The 18,593-nt window shown below is 66.8% G+C and carries 16 protein-coding genes and 1 pseudogene; 5 read left to right on the top strand and 12 right to left on the bottom strand.

Going from position 1 to position 18,593, the window contains the following annotated elements; all coding sequences use genetic code 11:
- Positions 1–1,017, top strand: coding sequence for an inorganic phosphate transporter (locus ASF98_RS11785; RefSeq protein ID WP_055801809.1), 1,017 nt, complete (start codon positions 1–3; stop codon positions 1,015–1,017).
- An 81-nt stretch (positions 1,018–1,098) separates the two neighbouring features.
- Here the strand turns inward: ASF98_RS11785 and pstB are convergent, their stop codons facing one another.
- The 4 genes from pstB to pstS all read right to left on the bottom strand — a co-directional run bounded on the left by pstB (position 1,099) and on the right by pstS (position 5,281).
- Positions 1,099–1,878: a phosphate ABC transporter ATP-binding protein PstB gene (gene pstB, locus ASF98_RS11790; RefSeq protein WP_011690076.1), complete on the bottom strand. Its 780-nt coding sequence runs from the start codon at positions 1,876–1,878 to the stop codon at positions 1,099–1,101.
- A gap of 45 nt (positions 1,879–1,923) precedes the next feature.
- A complete protein-coding gene (pstA, locus tag ASF98_RS11795; protein ID WP_055801812.1) occupies positions 1,924–3,033 on the bottom strand; it encodes a phosphate ABC transporter permease PstA in 1,110 nt (369 codons plus the stop codon).
- Positions 3,034–3,966, bottom strand: coding sequence for a phosphate ABC transporter permease subunit PstC (pstC, locus tag ASF98_RS11800; protein ID WP_028270368.1), 933 nt, complete (start codon positions 3,964–3,966; stop codon positions 3,034–3,036).
- Between the two features lie 193 nt (positions 3,967–4,159).
- The gene (pstS, locus tag ASF98_RS11805; RefSeq protein ID WP_055801815.1) at positions 4,160–5,281 is read right to left on the bottom strand and encodes a phosphate ABC transporter substrate-binding protein PstS; all 1,122 of its coding nucleotides are present in this window, start codon (positions 5,279–5,281) and stop codon (positions 4,160–4,162) included.
- Between the two features lie 236 nt (positions 5,282–5,517).
- Between pstS and ASF98_RS11810 the strand changes: the two genes are divergently transcribed.
- Together ASF98_RS11810 and radA are read left to right on the top strand one after the other, a co-directional pair.
- Positions 5,518–6,645 carry an FUSC family protein gene (locus ASF98_RS11810; protein WP_055801818.1) on the top strand — a complete coding sequence of 376 codons (1,128 nt, stop codon included), beginning with the start codon at positions 5,518–5,520 and terminating at the stop codon, positions 6,643–6,645.
- Between the two features lie 88 nt (positions 6,646–6,733).
- Positions 6,734–8,107, top strand: a complete 1,374-nt coding sequence (gene radA, locus ASF98_RS11815) for a DNA repair protein RadA (RefSeq protein ID WP_055801821.1) — start codon at positions 6,734–6,736, stop codon at positions 8,105–8,107.
- Between the two features lie 3 nt (positions 8,108–8,110).
- On the opposite strand, the gene ASF98_RS11820 is transcribed toward radA, so the two are convergent.
- Complete coding sequence (locus ASF98_RS11820) at positions 8,111–8,872, bottom strand: SDR family NAD(P)-dependent oxidoreductase (protein WP_055801826.1); 762 nt, start codon at positions 8,870–8,872, stop codon at positions 8,111–8,113.
- Between the two features lie 185 nt (positions 8,873–9,057).
- On the opposite strand from ASF98_RS11820, the gene ASF98_RS11825 reads away from it, so the two are divergent.
- Together ASF98_RS11825 and ASF98_RS11830 are read left to right on the top strand one after the other, a co-directional pair.
- On the top strand, positions 9,058–9,375 hold the full coding sequence (locus ASF98_RS11825) for an SHOCT domain-containing protein (protein ID WP_055801828.1): 318 nt from the start codon (positions 9,058–9,060) through the stop codon (positions 9,373–9,375).
- Positions 9,376–9,476: 101 nt separating this feature from the next.
- Entirely contained in the window at positions 9,477–11,015 is a 1,539-nt protein-coding gene (locus ASF98_RS11830; protein WP_235505839.1) for a multicopper oxidase family protein, read from the top strand.
- A 30-nt stretch (positions 11,016–11,045) separates the two neighbouring features.
- On the opposite strand, the gene ASF98_RS11835 is transcribed toward ASF98_RS11830, so the two are convergent.
- The 7 genes and pseudogenes from ASF98_RS11835 to ASF98_RS11860 form a co-directional block, all read right to left on the bottom strand.
- On the bottom strand, positions 11,046–12,407 hold the full coding sequence (locus tag ASF98_RS11835) for a phenylacetate--CoA ligase family protein (RefSeq protein ID WP_055801831.1): 1,362 nt from the start codon (positions 12,405–12,407) through the stop codon (positions 11,046–11,048).
- Between the two features lie 11 nt (positions 12,408–12,418).
- On the bottom strand, positions 12,419–14,950 hold the full coding sequence (locus tag ASF98_RS11840; RefSeq protein WP_200939342.1) for a heavy metal translocating P-type ATPase: 2,532 nt from the start codon (positions 14,948–14,950) through the stop codon (positions 12,419–12,421).
- A 188-nt stretch (positions 14,951–15,138) separates the two neighbouring features.
- Positions 15,139–15,672, bottom strand: a complete 534-nt coding sequence (locus ASF98_RS24545; protein WP_200939354.1) for an EamA family transporter — start codon at positions 15,670–15,672, stop codon at positions 15,139–15,141.
- 79 nt (positions 15,673–15,751) lie between these two features.
- A pseudogene (locus tag ASF98_RS25165) lies at positions 15,752–16,024 on the bottom strand (EamA family transporter); the annotation flags it as partial.
- Between the two features lie 63 nt (positions 16,025–16,087).
- The gene (locus ASF98_RS11850) at positions 16,088–16,765 is read right to left on the bottom strand and encodes a TIGR00730 family Rossman fold protein (protein WP_055801833.1); all 678 of its coding nucleotides are present in this window, start codon (positions 16,763–16,765) and stop codon (positions 16,088–16,090) included.
- The gene (locus tag ASF98_RS11855; protein ID WP_055801836.1) at positions 16,762–17,490 is read right to left on the bottom strand and encodes an ABC transporter ATP-binding protein; all 729 of its coding nucleotides are present in this window, start codon (positions 17,488–17,490) and stop codon (positions 16,762–16,764) included. The genes ASF98_RS11850 and ASF98_RS11855 overlap by 4 nt, the downstream gene beginning before the upstream one ends.
- Positions 17,487–18,593, bottom strand: a complete 1,107-nt coding sequence (locus tag ASF98_RS11860) for an ABC transporter permease (RefSeq protein ID WP_055801839.1) — start codon at positions 18,591–18,593, stop codon at positions 17,487–17,489. Before ASF98_RS11860 ends, ASF98_RS11855 begins: the two co-directional genes overlap by 4 nt.

The raw sequence follows: 18,593 nt of genomic DNA on the forward strand, positions 1-18,593 counted from the left end.
GTGACCTTGTTCTTTTTCGCCGTGGTGGTGCTGTTCGCCGCCGCGTTCGCCTTTCTGAACGGTTTCAGGGACGCGTCAACGTCCGTGGCCCTGGCCGTGCGGACCCGGGCCCTGACCCCCACCGTGGCCGTCCTGCTGGCAGCACTCTTCAACTTCGCCGGGGCCGCGCTGAGCGGGCTCCTGGCCCTGCAGGTCAGCAGGACGTGGATCTCGCTGCCGCAGGGGGAAAACGGACTGACCATCCTCGTCGCCGGCCTGCTCAGCGCCGTGGTGTGGGGCGTCTACACGTGGTGGCGGGGCATCCCGTCTTCATCCACGCACGCCCTGGTGGGCGGGCTGGCCGGCGCAGGCCTGGCCAGCGTGCTGGTGGGCGGCAATGCAGTGGACGGCGTGAACAACTCGCTGCTGTTCCAGGTAGTGCTGCCCCTTCTGCTCTCCCCCGTGATCGCATTTGTGGGCGCCTACCTGCTCGTCTGGCCGGCCACCTGGGCGGCCCGCTACACGCCTCCCAACGTGGTGAACAGCCGCTCCCGCCGTACCCAGGCAATAGCCGCCGGAGCAGTGGCCTTCGGCCACGGCCTGCAGGACGGACAGCGGACAGGTGCCGTGCTGCTCCTGGCGCTCCTCGCGGCGGGGCTGTCCGACGGCGCCGCCATACCCGGATGGGTGCCCCTGCTCACCGCGGCGATGCTGACGGCGGGAACCCTGGCCGGGGGCTGGCGCATTTCCTACACCGTCGGCTACAGGCTCACCCGGATCGACCCGCTCCGCGGCTTCGTGGCCCAGCTGTACAGCTCGGTGATCCTGCTCCTCGGCGCGATCGGGCTGCACTGGCCGGTGTCCACCACGCACACCGTGACGGCAGCCGTGCTGGGTGCCGGCAGCAACCAGGGCTTCCCGGTGACCAACCGCAGGCTGGTCCTCAGGATCCTCGCCTTCTGGGTCCTCACCCCCGTGCTGACGGCAGCGGCGGCTTTCGTGCTGGAGCTGTCCCTCTCGCCGCTCGCGGACCTTTAAAGCACCATCGGTTGCTCCGTAGATGCCGTTATGAGGTGCCAAAACGGCGGTTACGGAGCAACCGATGAAGGGAACTAGCCCTTAGCCGAAGCGACCGGAGACGTAGTCTTCCGTGGCCTTCTGGGTGGGGTTGCTGAAGATGGTGTGGGTATCGCCCACTTCGATCAGCTTGCCCGGCTTGCCGGTTCCGGCGATGTTGAAGAACGCGGTCCGGTCCGAGACGCGTGCGGCCTGCTGCATGTTGTGGGTAACGATGACCACCGTGTACTGGTCCTTGAGGTCGTTGATGAGGTCCTCAATGGCCAGCGTGGAGATGGGGTCCAGCGCGGAGCAGGGCTCGTCCATGAGGATTACCTGCGGCTCCACCGCGATGGCGCGCGCAATGCAGAGGCGCTGCTGCTGGCCGCCGGACAGGCCGGACCCCGGCTTGGCGAGGCGGTCCTTCACTTCGTTCCACAGGTTGGCGCCCTGCAGGGAGCGCTCCACCAGGGCATCTGCCTCGCCCTTGGATATCTTCTGGTTGTTCAGCTTCACGCCGGCCAGGACATTGTCCCGGATGGACATGGTGGGGAACGGGTTGGGCCGCTGGAAGACCATGCCGATCTGCGAACGCACGGTCACGGGGTCCACGCCGGGGCCGTAGAGGTTGTCCCCGTCCAGCAGCACCTCGCCTTCCACGCGGGCACCCGGAATCACTTCGTGCATGCGGTTCAGCGTCCGCAGGAACGTGGACTTGCCACAGCCGGACGGGCCGATGAATGCCGTGACGGACTTGGCCTCGATGTTGATGTTGACGTCCTCAACGGCCAGGAACTTGCCGTAGTAGACGTTCAAATCCTTGACGTCGATGCGCTTAGACATGGTATTCCTTCACTTGCTGGGTACGAATTGAATTTTACCGGCGGACTAGCGGCCGGTCTTGGGTGCGAAGATCCTGGCGATGAGCCGTGCGCCGAGGTTCAGCAGCATGACCAGGATGATGAGCACCAGCGCGGCACCCCATGCCCGCTGCGAGGAGGGATCCGGGTTGGACGGCGAGGTGGGGTTCAGGATCTGGGTGTAGATGAACGTGGGCAGCGAGGCCATCCAGCCGCTGAACACGTTGGTGTTGATGCTGGTGGCGAAGCCCGCGGTCACCAGGATCGGAGCGGTTTCGCCGATCACGCGGGCAATGGCCAGCGTGACGCCGGACGCGATGCCCGAGATCGCCGTCGGAATGACCACCTTGAGGATGGTCCGCCATTTGCGGACGCCCAGGGCGTACGCTGCCTCGCGGAGTTCGTTCGGCACGATCTTGAGCATTTCCTCGCTGGAGCGCACCACCACCGGGATCATCAGGACGGAAAGCGCGACGGCGGCCACGGCCCCCGTCTTGGTGCCCGGCCCCACCACTGCGAAGAAGAACGCGGCGGCGAAGAGGCCGGCGACGATCGACGGGATGCCCGTCATGACATCCACGAAGAACGTGATGGCGCGGGCCAGCGGGCGGTCCTCGCCGTATTCGACGAGGTAGACGGCGGTCAGCAGGCCGACGGGGACGGAGATGACGGTGGCCAGCAGCGTGATCTGGATGGTGCCGACCAGGGCGTGGTAGATGCCGCCCATAACGGGCGCACCCTGTTCCACGCTCTTGTTGTCGAAGGCGCCGGTGACGCCGTTCATGGAAGTGCTGAGGAAGCCAGGATCAAGGAGCCCGGGGAGCCCGTTGATGAGGACGGTCAGGATCACGGAGATCAGCGGCAGCAGGGCGACGAGGAAGGAACCGACCACCAGGCAGGTGGCAAGTTTGTCCTTGGCCTTGCGCCCCCCTTCGACGGCGGCGCTCCAGCCCACAAGGCCGGCAGTGAACAGGATGGCGGAGACGATTCCCCAGCCGAAGGCGTTGAAGCCGACCACGGCCATGATGGCGGCGCCGACCACCAGGGCCAGTACCAGGACGACGTACGGCGCGAACTTGGGCAGCTGTCCCTTGGTGAGGGCGGAGCGCTTGCGGACCGGAGTAAGGGTGGAGGTCATTTAGTTGGCTCCCGAGAATTCTTTGTGCCGGCTGATGATCCAGCGGGCAATCATGTTGACGCCCAGCGTGATGACGAACAGGACCAGGCCTGCCGCGATCAGCGTGCTCACCTTCAGGCCGCTGGCCTCCGGGAAGTTCAGGGCGATTTCAGCGGCGATGGTCTGGTTGCCGGACTGGATCAGGCTGGCGGTGAGGGCGCCGGAGGACAGCACCAGCGCCACGGCCATGGTCTCGCCGAGGGCGCGGCCCAGGCCAAGCATCACGGCGCTTACGATGCCCGGGCGGCCGAACGGCAGAACCGCCATCTTGATCATTTCCCAGCGGGTGGCACCCAAAGCTAGTGCGGCTTCCTCGTGCAGCTTGGGGGTCTGCAGGAAGATTTCGCGGCTCAGGGACGTGATGATGGGAAGGACCATCACGGCCAGCACGATGCCGGCGGTGAGGATGGTCTTGCCGGTGGCTGACGCGGGACCCTGGAAGATGGGCAGCCAGCCCATGTTGTTGGCCAGCCAGTCGTACGCCGGGGAGATTTCCTTGGCCAGGAACGCGGCGCCCCAGGCGCCGTAGACCACCGACGGGATGGCGGCCAGGAGGTCGATCACGTAGCCCAAACCGGAGGCGAGGCCGCGGGGGGCGAAGTGCGAGATGAAGAGCGCGACTCCGATGGCCACGGGGGTGGCAATGACCAGTGCGATGATTGCTGCGATCACGGTGCCGATGACGATCGGCCAGATGTAGGCGAAGAAGCCTTCGCCGCCTTGGATCTTGTCCGGCGAGGCCACGAGGGCCGGGATGGCCTGGACTACCAGGAACAGGGCAACGCCGAAGAGCACGGCAAGGATCAGGCATCCTGCGGCCAGGGCGGCTCCGGAAAAGACCTTGTCTCCGGCGCGCCCTGCGCCCCGGGACTTTGTCAGGGAGGTGGTGGTCACAAACGATCCTCTGGGTTCGAATAGAACCGACTGCCTCGTCCGGATAATCCGGCAAGCAGCGGTGAAACTGGCTTTACTTCGGACAAACACCTAGGTTCCCCGCCCCGGAATGACGGTCTGTGACCGCCCCTCCGGGACAGGGAACCAGGTTCAGGCTCGTGTTTCCACTATGCCTTGCTGTGCAGCGAATTCCCTAGGACTTGACCTTGATGGATTCGATCGCAGCAGCGGCCTTGTCCTGCAGGGTCTTGGACAGCGGCGCGGACTTCGCGGCGTCGGCGGCGGCCTGCTGGCCGGCGTCGGACACTACGTAGCTTTCGAAGGCCTTGACCAGGTCAACGGTTTCCTTCTTGTCGTAGGTGGTGCAGACAACGTGGTAGGAAACCAGGACAACCGGGTAGGCGCCGGCGGCGGTGGTCTTGCGGTCCAGCTTGATGGCAACATCGGTGGCGGCGCGTCCGTCAACCGGCTTGCCGGCTTCTACAGCCTTGGCAGCGGCATCGGGGGAAATCTTGACGAACTCCTCGCCCACCTTGATGGCGGCGGTGCCCAGCTTGCCGCCCACAGCGGAGTCATCAGCGTAGGTCACGGCGCCCGGGGTATCGGTGACGGTCTTGACGACGCCGGAGGTGCCCTTGGCGTTCTCGCCCTTCAGGGAAGCGGGCCAGATGCCTGCAGCCTTGTCGGTCCAGACCTCGGGAGCGGCGGCAGCCAGGTAGTCGGTGAAGTTGCTGGTGGTGCCGGAGTCATCGGAGCGGTTGACCGGCGTGACCTTCAGGTCCGGCAGCTTGGCGTCCGGGTTGAGGGCGGCGATCGCGGGGTCGTTCCAGTTGGCGATTTCGCCGCGGAAGATCTTGGCAGCAGTGGTGGCGTCGAGGTTCAGTTCCTTGACGTCCGGGATGTTGAACGCGATGGCGATCGGGGAAATGTAAACCGGGATGTTGATGGCGCCTTCGGGGCCGCACTTTTCCTTGGAGCTGGCGAGCTCCTCATCCTTGAGGTAGGCGTCGGAACCGGCGAACTGTGCCGAACCGTCGATGATGGCCTTGCGTCCCGCGCCGGATCCATCCGGGGAGTACTGCACGGAGGCGGACTGGTTGGCTGAAGCGAAGCCGGCCTTCCAGGCATCCATGGCTGCGCCGGTGGAGGATGCGCCGATGCCGGTCAGCGTGCCGGTGACGCTGGCGCCCGAGGCAGACGGAGTACCGGACTGTGCCGTACCCGTGGCGTTGTCGGAACCACAGGCGGTGAGCGCGAGTGCGCCGGCTGCGATGACAGCGATAGCCGCGTGGCGGCCGAAGCGGAGTGCCTTCACTAGATGTACCCCTTCCAGGGATTTTCTGATGCGTGCCGGACCGGAGACGTCCGAACAGAAGAAGTTGGGTACTTTTTGTACCTTTATCGAAGGTATGGGCCTTAGGTAACGGGATGTGGGGACGAAGGTGAACGGAGGGTTAACGACGGCGGGACATCGGCTTACATGTGCAGCGTCACCATTGCGCACATCACATCTCCGGCCGTAGTGCAATGCCAGTGAATAGACTGGAACGCATGGCCCAACCGACTGGAATTTCCGCCAGCAGAAGATTCCTGCGAACCAGGATCCGCACCGGGGTGGTCCGCAGCCGGAATTCCCTGGTGCCGGCCATCCAGATGACAGTCTGCGCCGTGGGCGCGTATGCGTTCGCCGAATACGTCCTCGGCCATTCAGGCCCGCTGTTCGCTGCCACGTCTTCCCTCATTGCGCTGGGATTCTCCCGCGAGCCACGGCTGCGCAGGGTGATGGAGGTGGGGCTGGGCTGCACCATCGGCATCGCGGTAGGTGATCTGCTCCGACACTGGCTGGGCGGCGATATCTGGGTTGCCGCCGTCGTACTTCTTGTCTCCATCCTGCTGGCGCGTTTCCTGGACAGCGGCAACATCTTCACCACGCAGTTGGGGTTGCAGTCGCTGTTGGTGGTGCTGCTCCCGGCCCCGGCCGGCGGGCCGTTCACGCGGAGTATCGACGCCATCGTGGGCGGCCTGTTCGCGCTGCTCTTCACTGTCCTCGTGCCGAAGGATCCCAGGCGAGAACCCCGGAAGGATGTGCAGAAGCTGTTGCACGAACTTGCGGAGGTGCTGCGTGATTGTGCGTCCGCGCTGACGAACAGCGACTCCACCGAGGCGTGGCACGCCCTGGTCCGCGGCCGGAACTGCCAGCCGCTGGTGGACGCGATGCGCCAGTCGCTGCGCGCCTCCGGTGAGGTGGCCACGCTGGCCCCGGCCTACCGGCGCCACCGAGACGAGATCGGCAGGCTGGAGCAATCGCTGGATTACATCGACCTGGCGCTCCGTAACAGCCGGGTTTTCGCGCGCCGCCTGACCAGCGCCATCAACCACGCCGCCCTCTCGGACGAGGCCACGGAGAACATCGCGGAGGTCCTGCAGGAAACCGCGGCCGCCATCGACGAGCTGTCCCTGGGCCTCGCTGAAATGCACGAAGGAGTCCGGCGCGCCCACCTCCGGACATCCCGGCTGGAGCTGACCGAAATCGCCGGCCGGCTGCACCCCCGGATGCTGGACGTGCAGCGGCTCGAGGGCGAAACGGTGGTCATGCTGTTCCGCCCGCTGATGGTGGACCTGCTCGAAGCCACCGGGATGGACTCCAAGGAAGCCAGGGACATCCTGCCGCCGCTGTAGCGCGGGACCGGTGGTTGAGCCCGTCGAAACCATGATCTCGGCACGCTCGATCACCAGGAGTGTCACTGCCCCCGGATAGGGTGGACCAATGGCAACAAAGACTTCCCGGGCGTCCAAGGCCCCGGCCTACAAATGCGCCGAATGCGGCTGGACCGCCGTCAAATGGGTGGGGCGCTGCGGCGAGTGCCAGGCTTGGGGCACCGTGGAGGAAACCGGCGCCGCCGTTGCACGCACGACGGCGGCCACCACCGTTTTGGAGCCCGCCCGCCGGATTGCCGACGTCGATGCCACCACAGCGGCTTTCCTCCCTACCGGTGTGGACGAGTTGGACCGCGTGCTGGGCGGCGGCCTGGTTCCGGGCGCGGTCATCCTGCTCGCCGGCGAACCCGGCGTGGGCAAGTCCACTCTGCTGCTGGATGTTGCGGCCAAGTTCGCCCGTACAGCGCAGGACGTCCTCTACATCACGGGCGAGGAGTCCGCTGCGCAGGTCAAGCTGCGGGCGGACCGCATCGATGCTGTTGCGGAGTCCCTCTATCTTTCGGCCGAAACGGACCTGGGCCAGGCGCTCGGGCAGGTGGAGAAGCTGGAGCCGCGGCTGCTGGTGGTGGACTCTGTCCAGACGCTCAGCAGCGCCGACGTCGACGGCAGCGCCGGCGGCGTCTCACAGGTACGGGAAGTGGCTGCCTCCCTCATCGCCGCGGCCAAGCGCCGCAACATGACCACCCTGCTGGTGGGGCACGTGACCAAGGACGGCTCCATCGCCGGCCCCCGCCTCCTGGAGCACCTGGTGGACGTGGTCTGCCAGTTCGAAGGCGAGCGCCACTCACGGCTCCGGCTGCTGCGGGCAGTGAAAAACCGCTACGGGCCCACCGACGACGTCGGCTGCTTCGACCTCAACGAGGACGGCATCGTGGGCCTTGCCGATCCCAGCGGCCTGTTTGTTTCCCGGACCAAGGAGCCAGTGTCCGGGACGTGCATCACCGTGACCTTGGAAGGCCGCCGGCCGCTGCTGGCCGAGGTTCAGTCGCTGCTGGCCGAGAGCGCCAGTTCACAGCCGCGCCGCGCCACCAGCGGCCTGGACAGTTCGCGGGTGGCCATGCTGCTTGCCGTGCTCCAGCAGCGTGCGGGCTGCCTGCTGCACAAGGATGATTCCTACGTGGCAACGGTGGGCGGCGTGAAGCTCAGCGAACCCGCAACCGACCTGGCGGTGGCTCTGGCCGTGGCCTCGGCCAAAGCCAAGAAACCGCTGCCCACCCGGCTGATCGCCTTCGGCGAGGTCGGCCTGGCCGGTGAAGTCCGCCCTGTTCCGGGCATCAACCAGCGTATCCAGGAGGCCCACCGGCTGGGCTTCACGCACGCCGTGGTTCCGTCCAGCCCCAACGGGCCGGGACCCGTTCCTGCCGGTTTCTCCGTCCGGGAAGTGGGGCACCTGGCCGAGGCTTTGGGGCTGCTCATCGGCTGAGGCTCAGATGGTGGACCAGCCCCCGTCACTGGGCAGGATGGCCCCGTTGACGTTGGCTGAGTCGTCGCTGAGCAGCCAGGTGATGGCGGCGGCGAGCTCGGCGGGCTGCGCCACCGAGCCCACAGTGGCCTGCAGGATGGGACCGATCCGCCCGGCCGCGAAGTCCGACTTCCACGGAGCCTCGATATTGGTGGCGACAGCCCCGGGCGCCACGGCGTTGGCGCGGATCCCCTGGGGACCGTAAAAGAACGCCACGCTCTTGGTGAAGCCAACCAGCGCATGCTTCGACGACGTGTAGGCCACCCCTGAAGCGGACGCCCTGAACGACGCCTCGGAAGCAACATTTACGATCGTGCCCGTTCCTGCAGCCAGCATCAGCGGCAGCACCGCCCGGGTGAGGCGCATGGGACCCGTCAGGTTGACGCTGAACACCCTGTCCCAGGTGGCATCGTCCACCTCGGCGGGCGGGAGGAAAGCGTCCATGATCCCCGCCACGTTGGCGAGTCCGTCCACCCGGCCCTCGGCCGCGGCCACAATCGCAGCGGTGGTCTCCGCTGAGGCGACATCTCCGATGACCGTGACGACGTCGAAATCCTCCAGTCCGGCGGCAAGGTCCGCCAGCCGTCGCTCCACCACATCCGTAGCGATGACCCTCGCGCCTTCGCGTGCGAGGCGGGTGGCGGTGGCCAGTCCGATTCCGGACCCGGCTCCCGTCACAATGACAGTCTTCCCGGAAAAGCGGGACGGGTACGCGGCTGGCTGCATGGCCTGCTCCTCGGGCGGCTGTGGCCCCGGGCGGGGCGTGGCTATGGTTACAGGCTCCGCCCTGAAGACGGGACCGCACAAGCGACTTAGGACCCTAGCGGAGCCTGCCGACCAGGTGCACCCTTGGGGTAGGAGTTGGCGTACGAACTGCAGGCACGAAACTGCAGTCCACGGAGGGAGCAGCCATGATGTGGGGTTACGGTCCGGATATGGGCTGGATGTGGCTGTGGGGCGTGTTGATGCTGGCGGGCGTTGCCCTGCTGGTCCTGGTCGCCGTGCGCTTGTTTACCGGCGGCGGCCGGGGCGGGTTCCAAGGCGGCGGGTTCAACCCTTCCGGCCACCCGGGAGCGGGCGGCCCGTGGCCGGGATCCGGCGGTCCCGGGTTTGGCGGGCCCGGGGGACGCAGCCGGGCCCGGCAGATCCTCGACGAACGGTTTGCGAAAGGGGAACTGACCGCTGACCAGTACCGCGAGCAGGTCAGGGTACTCGGCGAGGAACCGTAGTGCCTACTGCCAGCATGCCTCCCTCGGACCCAAGCCCGGGCCCGCCATCCGGCCCGCAACAATCTGCCGGCCCGCCACCGCCCGTCAGACCGCAACCCTCGGTGCGTCGTCCCGTCACCCGGCCCCTGAGCCGGCGCAGCGCATTGCTCCTGGGCGGTCTCGGCGCGGCTGCCACAACAGTTGGCGGAGCAGGGGTGTGGTGGTCGCTGGCTACCCGGTCATCATCCCGGACGGCCCCCGTAACGGGAGCCGAACTGTCCCAGCCATCCGAGCTGCGCAGCTCCGGCGGACGGCTGGAGGTCAGGCTCGAGGCCGGGCCCGGCCAGTTCCAGCTCGCCGGTCGGCAGTCCCGGGCGCTGGGCTATAACGGAGGGATTCCGGGTCCCACCCTCCGCCTGCGGCCGGGCGACCTGCTGAGCATCCGGCTGGCCAACAGCCTGGACCAGACAACAAACCTGCATGTCCACGGACTGCACGTCTCCCCCGAGGGCTCCGGGGACAACGTGTTCGTCATGGTGAATCCGGGTGCCGTCCATGAGTACGAGTACCGGCTCCCCGCGGACCACCCTCCGGGTGTGTACTGGTACCACCCCCACCACCACGGCACAGTTGCTGACCAGATATTCGCCGGCCTCTTTGGCGCGATCATCGTGGAGGATCCGGAACCCATGGCAGTCAGCTCCGAACGCATCCTGGTCATTTCCGATACCACGCTGGACGCCGGCGGGAACGTTGTCCCCGTTTCGCAGATGGAGCGGATGCTGGGCAGGGAAGGCGAACTCGTCCTGGTCAACGGACAGAGCAATCCGGAATTCACGGCAGTGGCGGGTACGCGCGAAAGGTGGCGCATTATCAACGCCTGCGTAGCCCGGTATCTCTCGTTGCGGCTCGACGGCCAGCAACTGCAGCTGCTGGGAATGGACTCGGGCCGGTACCGCACGCCCTCGGACGTGGAGGAACTGTTCCTGACACCCGGCAACCGGGCGGATGTATTGGTGACCACAGCCGCCGGAAATTCCGTCCTGCGTGCCGCGTATTACGACCGGGGCAGCATGGCCGGCATGATGGGGCAGCGACCCGATCCCCGGCAGACAAACCAGCCGGGTGCCGCAGGCGTGGCACTCGCGACGTTGCGGGTGGCGGGAAGCACCGCCCCTTCCCCCTCGCCGTCCCAGCTAGCGCCGTCCCCCTCACCCCCGGCGCCCGTGCCGGCGGTTCGGGAACCGGACGACCTCAGGTCAGCTGCCGTGGCGGCGCACCGGCAACTCACCCTCTCCTCCGGCGCAGGCATGGGAATGGGCATGGGCGGGGGAATGATGGGCTTCACCATCAACGGCCGGGAATTCAGCACGGCGCGGACGGACACAACGGTGGCGGCAGGGAGCGTGGAGGAATGGACCCTGACCAACCCCAGTCCCATGGATCATCCGTTCCACCTGCACGTCTGGCCGATGCAGGTCGTTGAGGAGGGCGGCCGTGCGCTGGACCGGCCGGAATGGCGCGACGTGGTCAATGTTCCGGCGCAGGGTCGCGTGAAGGTCAGGGTGGCGTTCAAGGACTTCGCCGGCCGTTCCGTTTACCACTGCCACATCCTTGACCATGAGGACCTCGGAATGATGGGCGTGATCGAAGTCCGTTAGGTGTGGTTCCTGCACGTTGATAGGGCGCGGTTACAGGGGACGGGGCAGTCCCCGAACGAACGGCGCCTTGCCCAAAGCGGTCCGTTCAAGGTGTTCAACAACGTGGACGTCCACCCGGGTTTCCACAACGCCAGCCACGGTGAGCCCGCTGACCACAGCTGCGCGGACTCCCTCGATTGATGCCCCTGGTGCGAGGCCAGCGAGGAGGACGCGAAGCCCGGACGGCTCCTGGATGACCTGCCACCCCGCACTCCCGGCTTCATCGAGTGCGTGGTGAAACACGATCGGATGGACATTCACATTTCCTGCTTTGCCCGGCAGCCGCAGGACATCTTCAAGCCTTCCTTCGATGTCCTCCAGAAGAGTGAAGGACCGTCCGCAGGGGCAGCCCCGCCCGCCCAGCCTCACTGTGTCGGACATTTCGTAGCGGATCAGCGGCAGGGTCCGGGAGAACAGGACGGTCACCAGGAGCTTTGCCCCCGTTGTCCCGGGCGGCACGGGGTTGCCGGCCTGGTCCACGGCCTCGATGATCAGCAGGTCCTCGTAGACATGGCGGTTCCGGTACGTGCAGGGTGAGGCGATTCCGGCCGTTTCGGTGGCGGCGTAAACGTCGAAAGGGGCGCTTCCCCAGGCCGCCTGCAGTTCCGCGGCTGTGTGCGGGCTGAGCACTTCGGAGGCGGACATCACCCCCTGCGGGGAGATGTGCAGACGTCCGGCCCGCTGCTCTGCCGCGAGGGGTTTGAGTGCTGAGGCGTAGCCCACCAGGATCCTGGGCTGGAAGCGGTTCAGCGCCGCGACCGTCTCATCCATGGGCGCGGTGACGTCCAGGCGGAGGGCGGGGACGAGCCGGGAGCGAAGGGATGCACCGACGACGGCGGACTGGTGCGTGGGGACCCGGGAGCTGACCAGGGCCATTTTCAGGGGCTTCGTGAGCCCGGCGGGGATACCGGCCCAGTCGTTCGCGCGGGCGTAGGACGCCAGGACGGTCGCCCATTCGGTGCGGTTCCAGACGAAAGTTCCGCGCCGGCCCGTGGTTCCGGCCGTTGCCGCAGCCCACCACCGGCCTTTCCACGGCGTTCCCGGGTCTCCTCCGCGCTCCGTCAGGGACCGCAGGTGGTTCTCCAGATCAGCAAGCCTCAGGTCCGCGGTAGTGACGGCCTCGTCGAAGTGGTCCATCAGGTCCGCTTTCGTCACGGACGGCAGCCGGTCCAGGGGTGCATCGTGGAGGCCGGCGTGATGGCGCCGATAGAACTCCGATCCAGCGTAAGTTGCCCTTCGCAGCTCCTGCAGGGCGCGTTCCTGGTGGGCGGTGATCCGCGCGGCCTTCCAGTGGTCCCGCCTCCGCCATGCGGCCCGCAGGTACAGCACACGGGAGATGAGGCGGAGGTCCATGGCGCGGTGGCCTAGCGGGTCCCGGCCGGGGCTAGCGGCCGCGAAGCGCGCGCGGTGGTGGCCTCGGGCGTCTCCGGCCGGGGCAGGCGCAGCCTCTTGAGCAGGAGGGCGTTGACGGCGACCAGGAAGCTGGACCCGGACATCGACAGCGCCGCGATTTCCGGGCTGAGGACGATCCCGGCGAAGGCGAAAACTCCTGCCGCGATGGGCAGTGCGATCGCGTTGTACCCCACGGCCCAACCCAGGTTCTGGCGCATCTTCCGCAAAGTGCCTTTTCCGATCCGCAGGGCGATGGGCACATCCAGCGGGTCCGAGCGCATGAGCACGACGTCGGCCGTTTCGATGGCCACATCGGTGCCCGCGCCGATCGCAATGCCGAGGTCGGCCTGGGCCAGGGCCGGTGCGTCGTTGACGCCATCGCCGACCATGGCGACCCGGCCGCGCTGTTGCAGCTCGGCGATCTTCGCTGACTTGTCGCCGGGGAGCACTTCGGCGATGACGGTGTCGATGCCCAGCTGGCCGGCGATCCTTTGGGCGGTCGCTTCGTTGTCTCCGGTGAGCATGACCACTTCGATCCCGGCCTCGTGCAGGGCGGCGACGGCGGCGGCCGCGGTTTCCCTCGCGGCGTCCGCCAGCGCTATCACCGCCGCAGCACTTCCATCCACGGCGACCAGCACGGCGGTCCGTCCGGTGGCGGCAAGTTCATCGCGCACCGCAGCCAGCGGTCCAAGGTCGATGCCTTCGTCGGTCATGAGCTTGCGGTTGCCCACCAACACCCGGTGCCCGTCCACGGTCGCGACGGCACCATGGCCGGGAACGTTCAGGAAATCCGAGGCCGCCAATGCGGATGCGCCGTGCTCCCGGGCATGCCGGACCACCGCTGCAGCGAGCGGGTGTTCGGATTCCTGCTCCACCGCGGCGGCCAGCGCCAGAAGTTCGCTTTCGCTAATGCCTTCGACGACGACGTCGGTCACTTCCGGTTCGCCCTTCGTCAGGGTGCCGGTCTTGTCCATGACGACGGTATCGATCCGGGCGGAGACTTCCAGGGCGGTGGCATTCTTGAACAGGACGCCGCGCTTGGCACCGAGCCCTGTGCCCACCATGATGGCCGTCGGCGTGGCAAGCCCCAGGGCGTCGGGGCAGGTGATCACAACGACGGTGATAGCGAACAGCAGGGCCGCCTGGACGCCGGCGCCGAGGGCGAGCCAGGCGGCGAACGTCACTGTCCCGCCGATCAGGGCGACCAGGACCAGCCAGAACGCGGCCCTGTCTGCCAGCCGCTGGCCTGGCGCCTTGGAGTTCTGGGCTTCCTGGACGAGGGCCACGATCTGGGCCAGGGCGGTGTCGGCTCCGACCTTTGTGGCGCGGACACGCATCGTGCCGGTGGTGTTGATGGACGCCCCGATCACCTCCGAGCCGATGGTCTTGGTCACCGGAAGGCTCTCGCCCGTGACCATGGACTCATCGACCTCCGACTGGCCGTCCTCAACCTCCCCGTCAACAGGGATTTTCGATCCCGGCCGGATCAGCAGCAGGTCCCCGGTCTGGACGTCGGAGGTGGGGACCTCGACCGTGTCGCCGTCGCGGATGACGACCGCGACCGGCGGAGCAAGCTCGAGCAGCGTACGGATGGCCTCGTTCGCGCCGCCCCGTGCCCGCATCTCGAACCAGTGTCCAAGCAGCACGAAGGCGGCAAGGACAGTGGCGGCCTCGTAGAACACTTCACCCCCGCCGGTGAGGGTGATCCAGACACTGTAGAGCCAGCCGGTGCCGACCGCGATCGCGACCAGGACCATCATGTCCAGGGTGCGGGCCTTCAGCGCCCGGTAGGCGCCGTCGAAGAAGATCCAGGCCGAGTAGAAGATGACCGGCAGGGACAGGACCAGGGCCATAACGTCGTCACGGAGCCCGAACGGCGTCGGGGCGGTGAAGCCGAACATGTCCCGGCCCATCGGCGACCACAGCGTCACGCCAATGGACAGGACCGCGGCGACCAGGAACCGGTTGCGCATGTCCTTGACCATGTCATCCATCGACATTCCGGCATGGTGTCCGCCGTGGCCCATCATGTCCTGCGGGGTCCGGGGCATCTCACCGTGACCTCCCGGGCCATGGCCGGCATGACTGTCCGCCGGCGGATGGGCGTGCCCGGCGTGCGGTTCCGCTGTCACCGGCGCATGACCGGCAAGCATGGCCCGGTGATCATCCTCCGCCGAATGCGCATGCTTCAATCCGGGCGTGCGCATGGTTTCGTCCATCGGGTAGCAGACGTGGTCCGGGACCGACTCGCCCCGGCAATGGTACCCGCAGTCCCGTACCCACCCGGAGATCTGCTCCACCGAGGTCACGGCCGGGTCAAAACTCACGGTGGCGGTCTGCGCTACCGGGTTCGCGTCGACGGCGGCAACGCCGGGCCGCTGCAGCAGCACGCGTTCCACCACCGCTTTGGAGGTAGCCCAGTGCAAGCCGCGCACTTCCACCACAGTGCTCTTCAGAGGCGGGGTCGCTGCTCCTCCGGCGGCAGACTTCCGGTCAGTGGTCATCGTGCTTCCTTTCGCAGAGGTGTCCAAGAGGACAGCGGCGCGCTTCGCCCGCCGTCAGACCTTCACTGCGTAGAGGCTCTTGCCCGCGACGTCGTTTTCCGGTTACGTCGAACTTATACCCCCCAGGGGTATGCGTCAAGTATCGCCGCTCCTCCCTGCGCACGGATGTACCAGCACCTCTGTGTTCACTATCGTCCCGCGCGGTGGGCGGCGTCAGAGTCTTTGGTCCCCCCGTTCTTCCCTGCCCCGCGGCGGGGCCGGCGCAGGACAAGCCAGAGCGAGGTCAGGACCAGGACAATGCCGGCCGCGGCCGCCGGGGGCGGTCGTTCCCCGGGCAGAAATAAGGAGACGCCGATGCCGATGACGGGCACGAGCAAGGTCCAGGCGGTCAGCAGGTCCAGTCGGGATCGTGTGGCTTCTGTGAACCAGGCCAGGAATGCCGCCGCGGTCCCGACGAGGGACAGGAACAGCAGGGCCGTGATGAACTGCGGGGTCCAGTGGATTGCCGGTGCCGGTTCCCGGACGGCAGTGATCGCCGCGAGCAGCGCCCCGCCGATCAGAAAGTGCCAGGCACTGGCCGCCACGAGGTCCCCGCGGCCGAGACCGCGGGCGAGTAGGGTTCCTGCGGTGACGGCTGCGGCGGCGAGCAGGGACAGCCAGGCGCCTGTTCCGCCGCCGGCACTCAGTCCGACGACCGTCAGTCCGGTGAATCCGATGCTGATCCCGAGTAGTGTCCGTGCTGAGAGGGGACTCTCCGTAGACCCACCAGGCGGGCAGGATGATCAGTAAGGGCTGGGCGTTCGCCAGGACTGCGGCGGCTCCGATGGCCATCCCTGCGGTCCCGGCAAACATTGCGGCGAAGGCAACAGTGACGTTCGTGACCCCCATCAGCGTGATCAGCACCCAGGTCCGGCGTCCCCGGGGCAGGGCCCTGCGCTGAACCAGGCAAAGCAGTAGCAGTGCTGCTGCCGCGATGAGTGCCCTCAGGGCCGCGAACCAGAGGACGGGTGCATCCTGCAGGCCCAGCCTGATGGCCAGGAAGCACAGGCCCCACACCGCGGTGATCCAGAGCACTGTCCAGGGACGGGGTGCCCGTTGTCCAGTCCTCGGGCCGCCCCGTTCATCGCGGGCCGAGGGTCATAGGGCGAGTTGGCGGAGGTGGCACTGCTGGATCAGTTCGACGGCTTCGTCGATGTCGTCGGTGCACCGCAGCAGCCGGATGTCATCGGGGGCGATGAATCCTTGGTCCTGGAGCCGCTCCCGGATCCAGGTCATGAGCCCCGCCCAGTGGTCGGTTCCGATCAGGACGACGGGGAATTCGTGGATCTTTCCGGTCTGGACGAGGGTGAGGGCTTCAAAGAGTTCATCCAGGGTGCCGAATCCGCCGGGAAGGACGACGAAGGCCGCAGCGTACCGGACGAACATGAGTTTCCGGGCGAAGAAGTACCGGAAGGTCATGGACACATCCACGTAGGGGTTTAGCGGCTGCGCCCTCCGGAGTTCGATGCCGAGACCGACGGAGGTGCCTCCGGATTCCGTGGCGCCGCGGTTGGCCGCTTCCATCAGGCCCGGGCCGCCTCCGGTGATGACCGCGAACCCGGCCTCGGCGAACCGTGCCCCCATCCTCCGGGCCGCGGTGTAGCGGGGATCGTCCGGTCCGGGGCGTGCGGATCCGAAGACCGCGACTGCTTTGCCGAGCCGGCCCGAGAGCAGGTGGAAACCGGCGTCGATTTCGGTGCTGATCCGCTCCATCCGGGCAGGGTCTTCGGACTGGTCAGCCAGCGCTGCGAGCAGTTCTTCATCAGTCATCTTCATGACTGCACCGATTCCGGATGCATACGGCAGTTCAGGTTGTGGTCGCCGGCTTCTTCGGCTGTAAGTCGTCCGTCCTCGATGGTGATGACCCGTTTGGCGGCGGTCCGGAGCCGCTGGTCATGGCTGACGATGATGACGGCCCGGTTTTCCCGGCAGGCTGTTTCGCACAGGAGCAGGGTCACGTCCTGGCCGGTCTTCGCGTCCAGGTTGGCGGTGGGTTCGTCGGCGAGGATCAACCGGGGGTCGTTCGCCAGGGACCGGGCGATGGCCACGCGTTGTTTCTCCCCGCCGGAGAGGTCCCGGGGCAGGTTTCGCAGCCGGTGCCCGAGCTGGAGCTGTTCCAGCGCCGTCCGGGCCTTGGCCCGGGCCTCTTTCCGGGGCACCCCTGCCGTGATCAGGGGCATCATGACGTTTTCCTCCGCGGTAAGTGCCGAGAGCAGGTTGAAGGTCTGGAAGACGAAACCGAACTCCTGCAGCCTAAGCCGGGAGAGCTGTGCGGGCGCAAGGGTGGAGGTGTCCTGCCCGGAGATGAGGATCCGCCCGGTCGTAGGGGACATGAGGGTGCCGATCATGGACAGCAGGGTTGTTTTTCCGGACCCGGAGGGACCCATTATGAGCACAATGTCCCCGGCGTCAACGTTGAGGGATACGTGGTCCACGGCGGTCACGGCGGTGTGGCCGGCCCCGAAGGTCTTGGACACGTCCTGGACTGCGACGACGTTCATGCGCGGAACACTTCCGCCGGGTCGATGCGGGCCAGCCGGCGGACCGGCAGCAGCGAGGACACCACGGCCATGACAAAAGTGACGCCGAAGATCCAGGCGGCATCGAGCCAGCGGATTTCCGTGATGAACTCCGGAACATAGGTACCCGCGGCGGCGCTGACGGCCAGGGCCAGGGCCGCCCCGACGAGGTACCCGAGCACGGCTGCAGTGACGGCCTGCTCCACCACGACGGTGTAAAGCTGGCGGTTGCTCACCCCGATGGCCTTCAGGACCCCGTATTCACGGGCTTTTTCGATCGTTGAGGTGAAGATGGTCAGGCCGATGACGGTCATGCCCACCGCGATCCCGATCAGCAGCAGGACCAGGATGATGGGCAGAAAGGTGTCCCGGACGATGTTCGTGTTGTTCTCCACGAACCTGTCCTTGGTGATGGCATCCACCGCCGGGTCGGCCTCGATCCGGGAGGCGACCCCGGACGCGTCCGCGTTCTCCTTCACCGTGACGAGGAAGAAGTTGGTGGCTCCGGGCAACTGCAGGATGCTTTCGGCGTCTTCCTTGGTGGCGAAGGCGAAGGAGAAGCTGAGGATGTATCCGCCCTCGGAATAGCCGGCAACTTTCAGTTCCCTGCCGGCGACAGGGATGGTGTCCCCGATCCTGATGTTCTCGCTGCGCCCGACCACCCGGTCGATGATGATCTCTCCCTTATCCGGGACGGCCTTGCCCTCCACCACCCGCGCGGGGGCCCCGACGTTGTTCTCCGTGTCGTCGGCGATGACATAGAGGTTGATGTCCCTGCCGTTGTGCGCGAACGCGACGCGGCGGCCGCTGAACGGTTTGGCAGTGGCAACCCCGGGAACACCGGTGAGAAAGTCCCGGACGGTCAGGGGCAGCACGGACGGGGTGTGGAACATGTCCGTCGCGCCGGTCTGGGTGATCCAATAATCGGCCGGAACGGTGCGGATGTACTCGCCGATCTTGTTGCTCCAGCCCTGGTACAGGCCCTGGATGCTCATGATCAGCAGCACGCTGAATGCCACCCCGCCGACGCTGATCAACAGCCGGGTCTTTTCCTCGACCAAGTTCTTTATCGCCAGGAACAGCAT

Origin of the sequence: Arthrobacter sp. Leaf337, from assembly GCF_001423745.1 — a bacterium.
GTDB lineage: Bacteria > Actinomycetota > Actinomycetes > Actinomycetales > Micrococcaceae > Arthrobacter.

Bases quoted from the DNA above. Each gene is read 5' to 3' on its own strand.
- pstB (WP_011690076.1), bottom strand. From the start codon at position 1,878: ATGTCTAAGCGCATCGACGTCAAGGATTTGAACGTCTACTACGGCAAG.
- pstA (WP_055801812.1), bottom strand. From the start codon at position 3,033: ATGACCTCCACCCTTACTCCGGTCCGCAAGCGCTCCGCCCTCACCAAG.
- ASF98_RS11810 (WP_055801818.1), top strand. From the start codon at position 5,518: ATGGCCCAACCGACTGGAATTTCCGCCAGCAGAAGATTCCTGCGAACC.
- radA (WP_055801821.1), top strand. From the start codon at position 6,734: ATGGCAACAAAGACTTCCCGGGCGTCCAAGGCCCCGGCCTACAAATGC.
- ASF98_RS11820 (WP_055801826.1), bottom strand. From the start codon at position 8,872: ATGCAGCCAGCCGCGTACCCGTCCCGCTTTTCCGGGAAGACTGTCATT.
- ASF98_RS11825 (WP_055801828.1), top strand. From the start codon at position 9,058: ATGATGTGGGGTTACGGTCCGGATATGGGCTGGATGTGGCTGTGGGGC.
- ASF98_RS11835 (WP_055801831.1), bottom strand. From the start codon at position 12,407: ATGGACCTCCGCCTCATCTCCCGTGTGCTGTACCTGCGGGCCGCATGG.
- ASF98_RS11840 (WP_200939342.1), bottom strand. From the start codon at position 14,950: ATGACCACTGACCGGAAGTCTGCCGCCGGAGGAGCAGCGACCCCGCCT.
- ASF98_RS11850 (WP_055801833.1), bottom strand. From the start codon at position 16,765: ATGAAGATGACTGATGAAGAACTGCTCGCAGCGCTGGCTGACCAGTCC.
- ASF98_RS11855 (WP_055801836.1), bottom strand. From the start codon at position 17,490: ATGAACGTCGTCGCAGTCCAGGACGTGTCCAAGACCTTCGGGGCCGGC.
- ASF98_RS11860 (WP_055801839.1), bottom strand. From the start codon at position 18,593: ATGCTGTTCCTGGCGATAAAGAACTTGGTCGAGGAAAAGACCCGGCTG.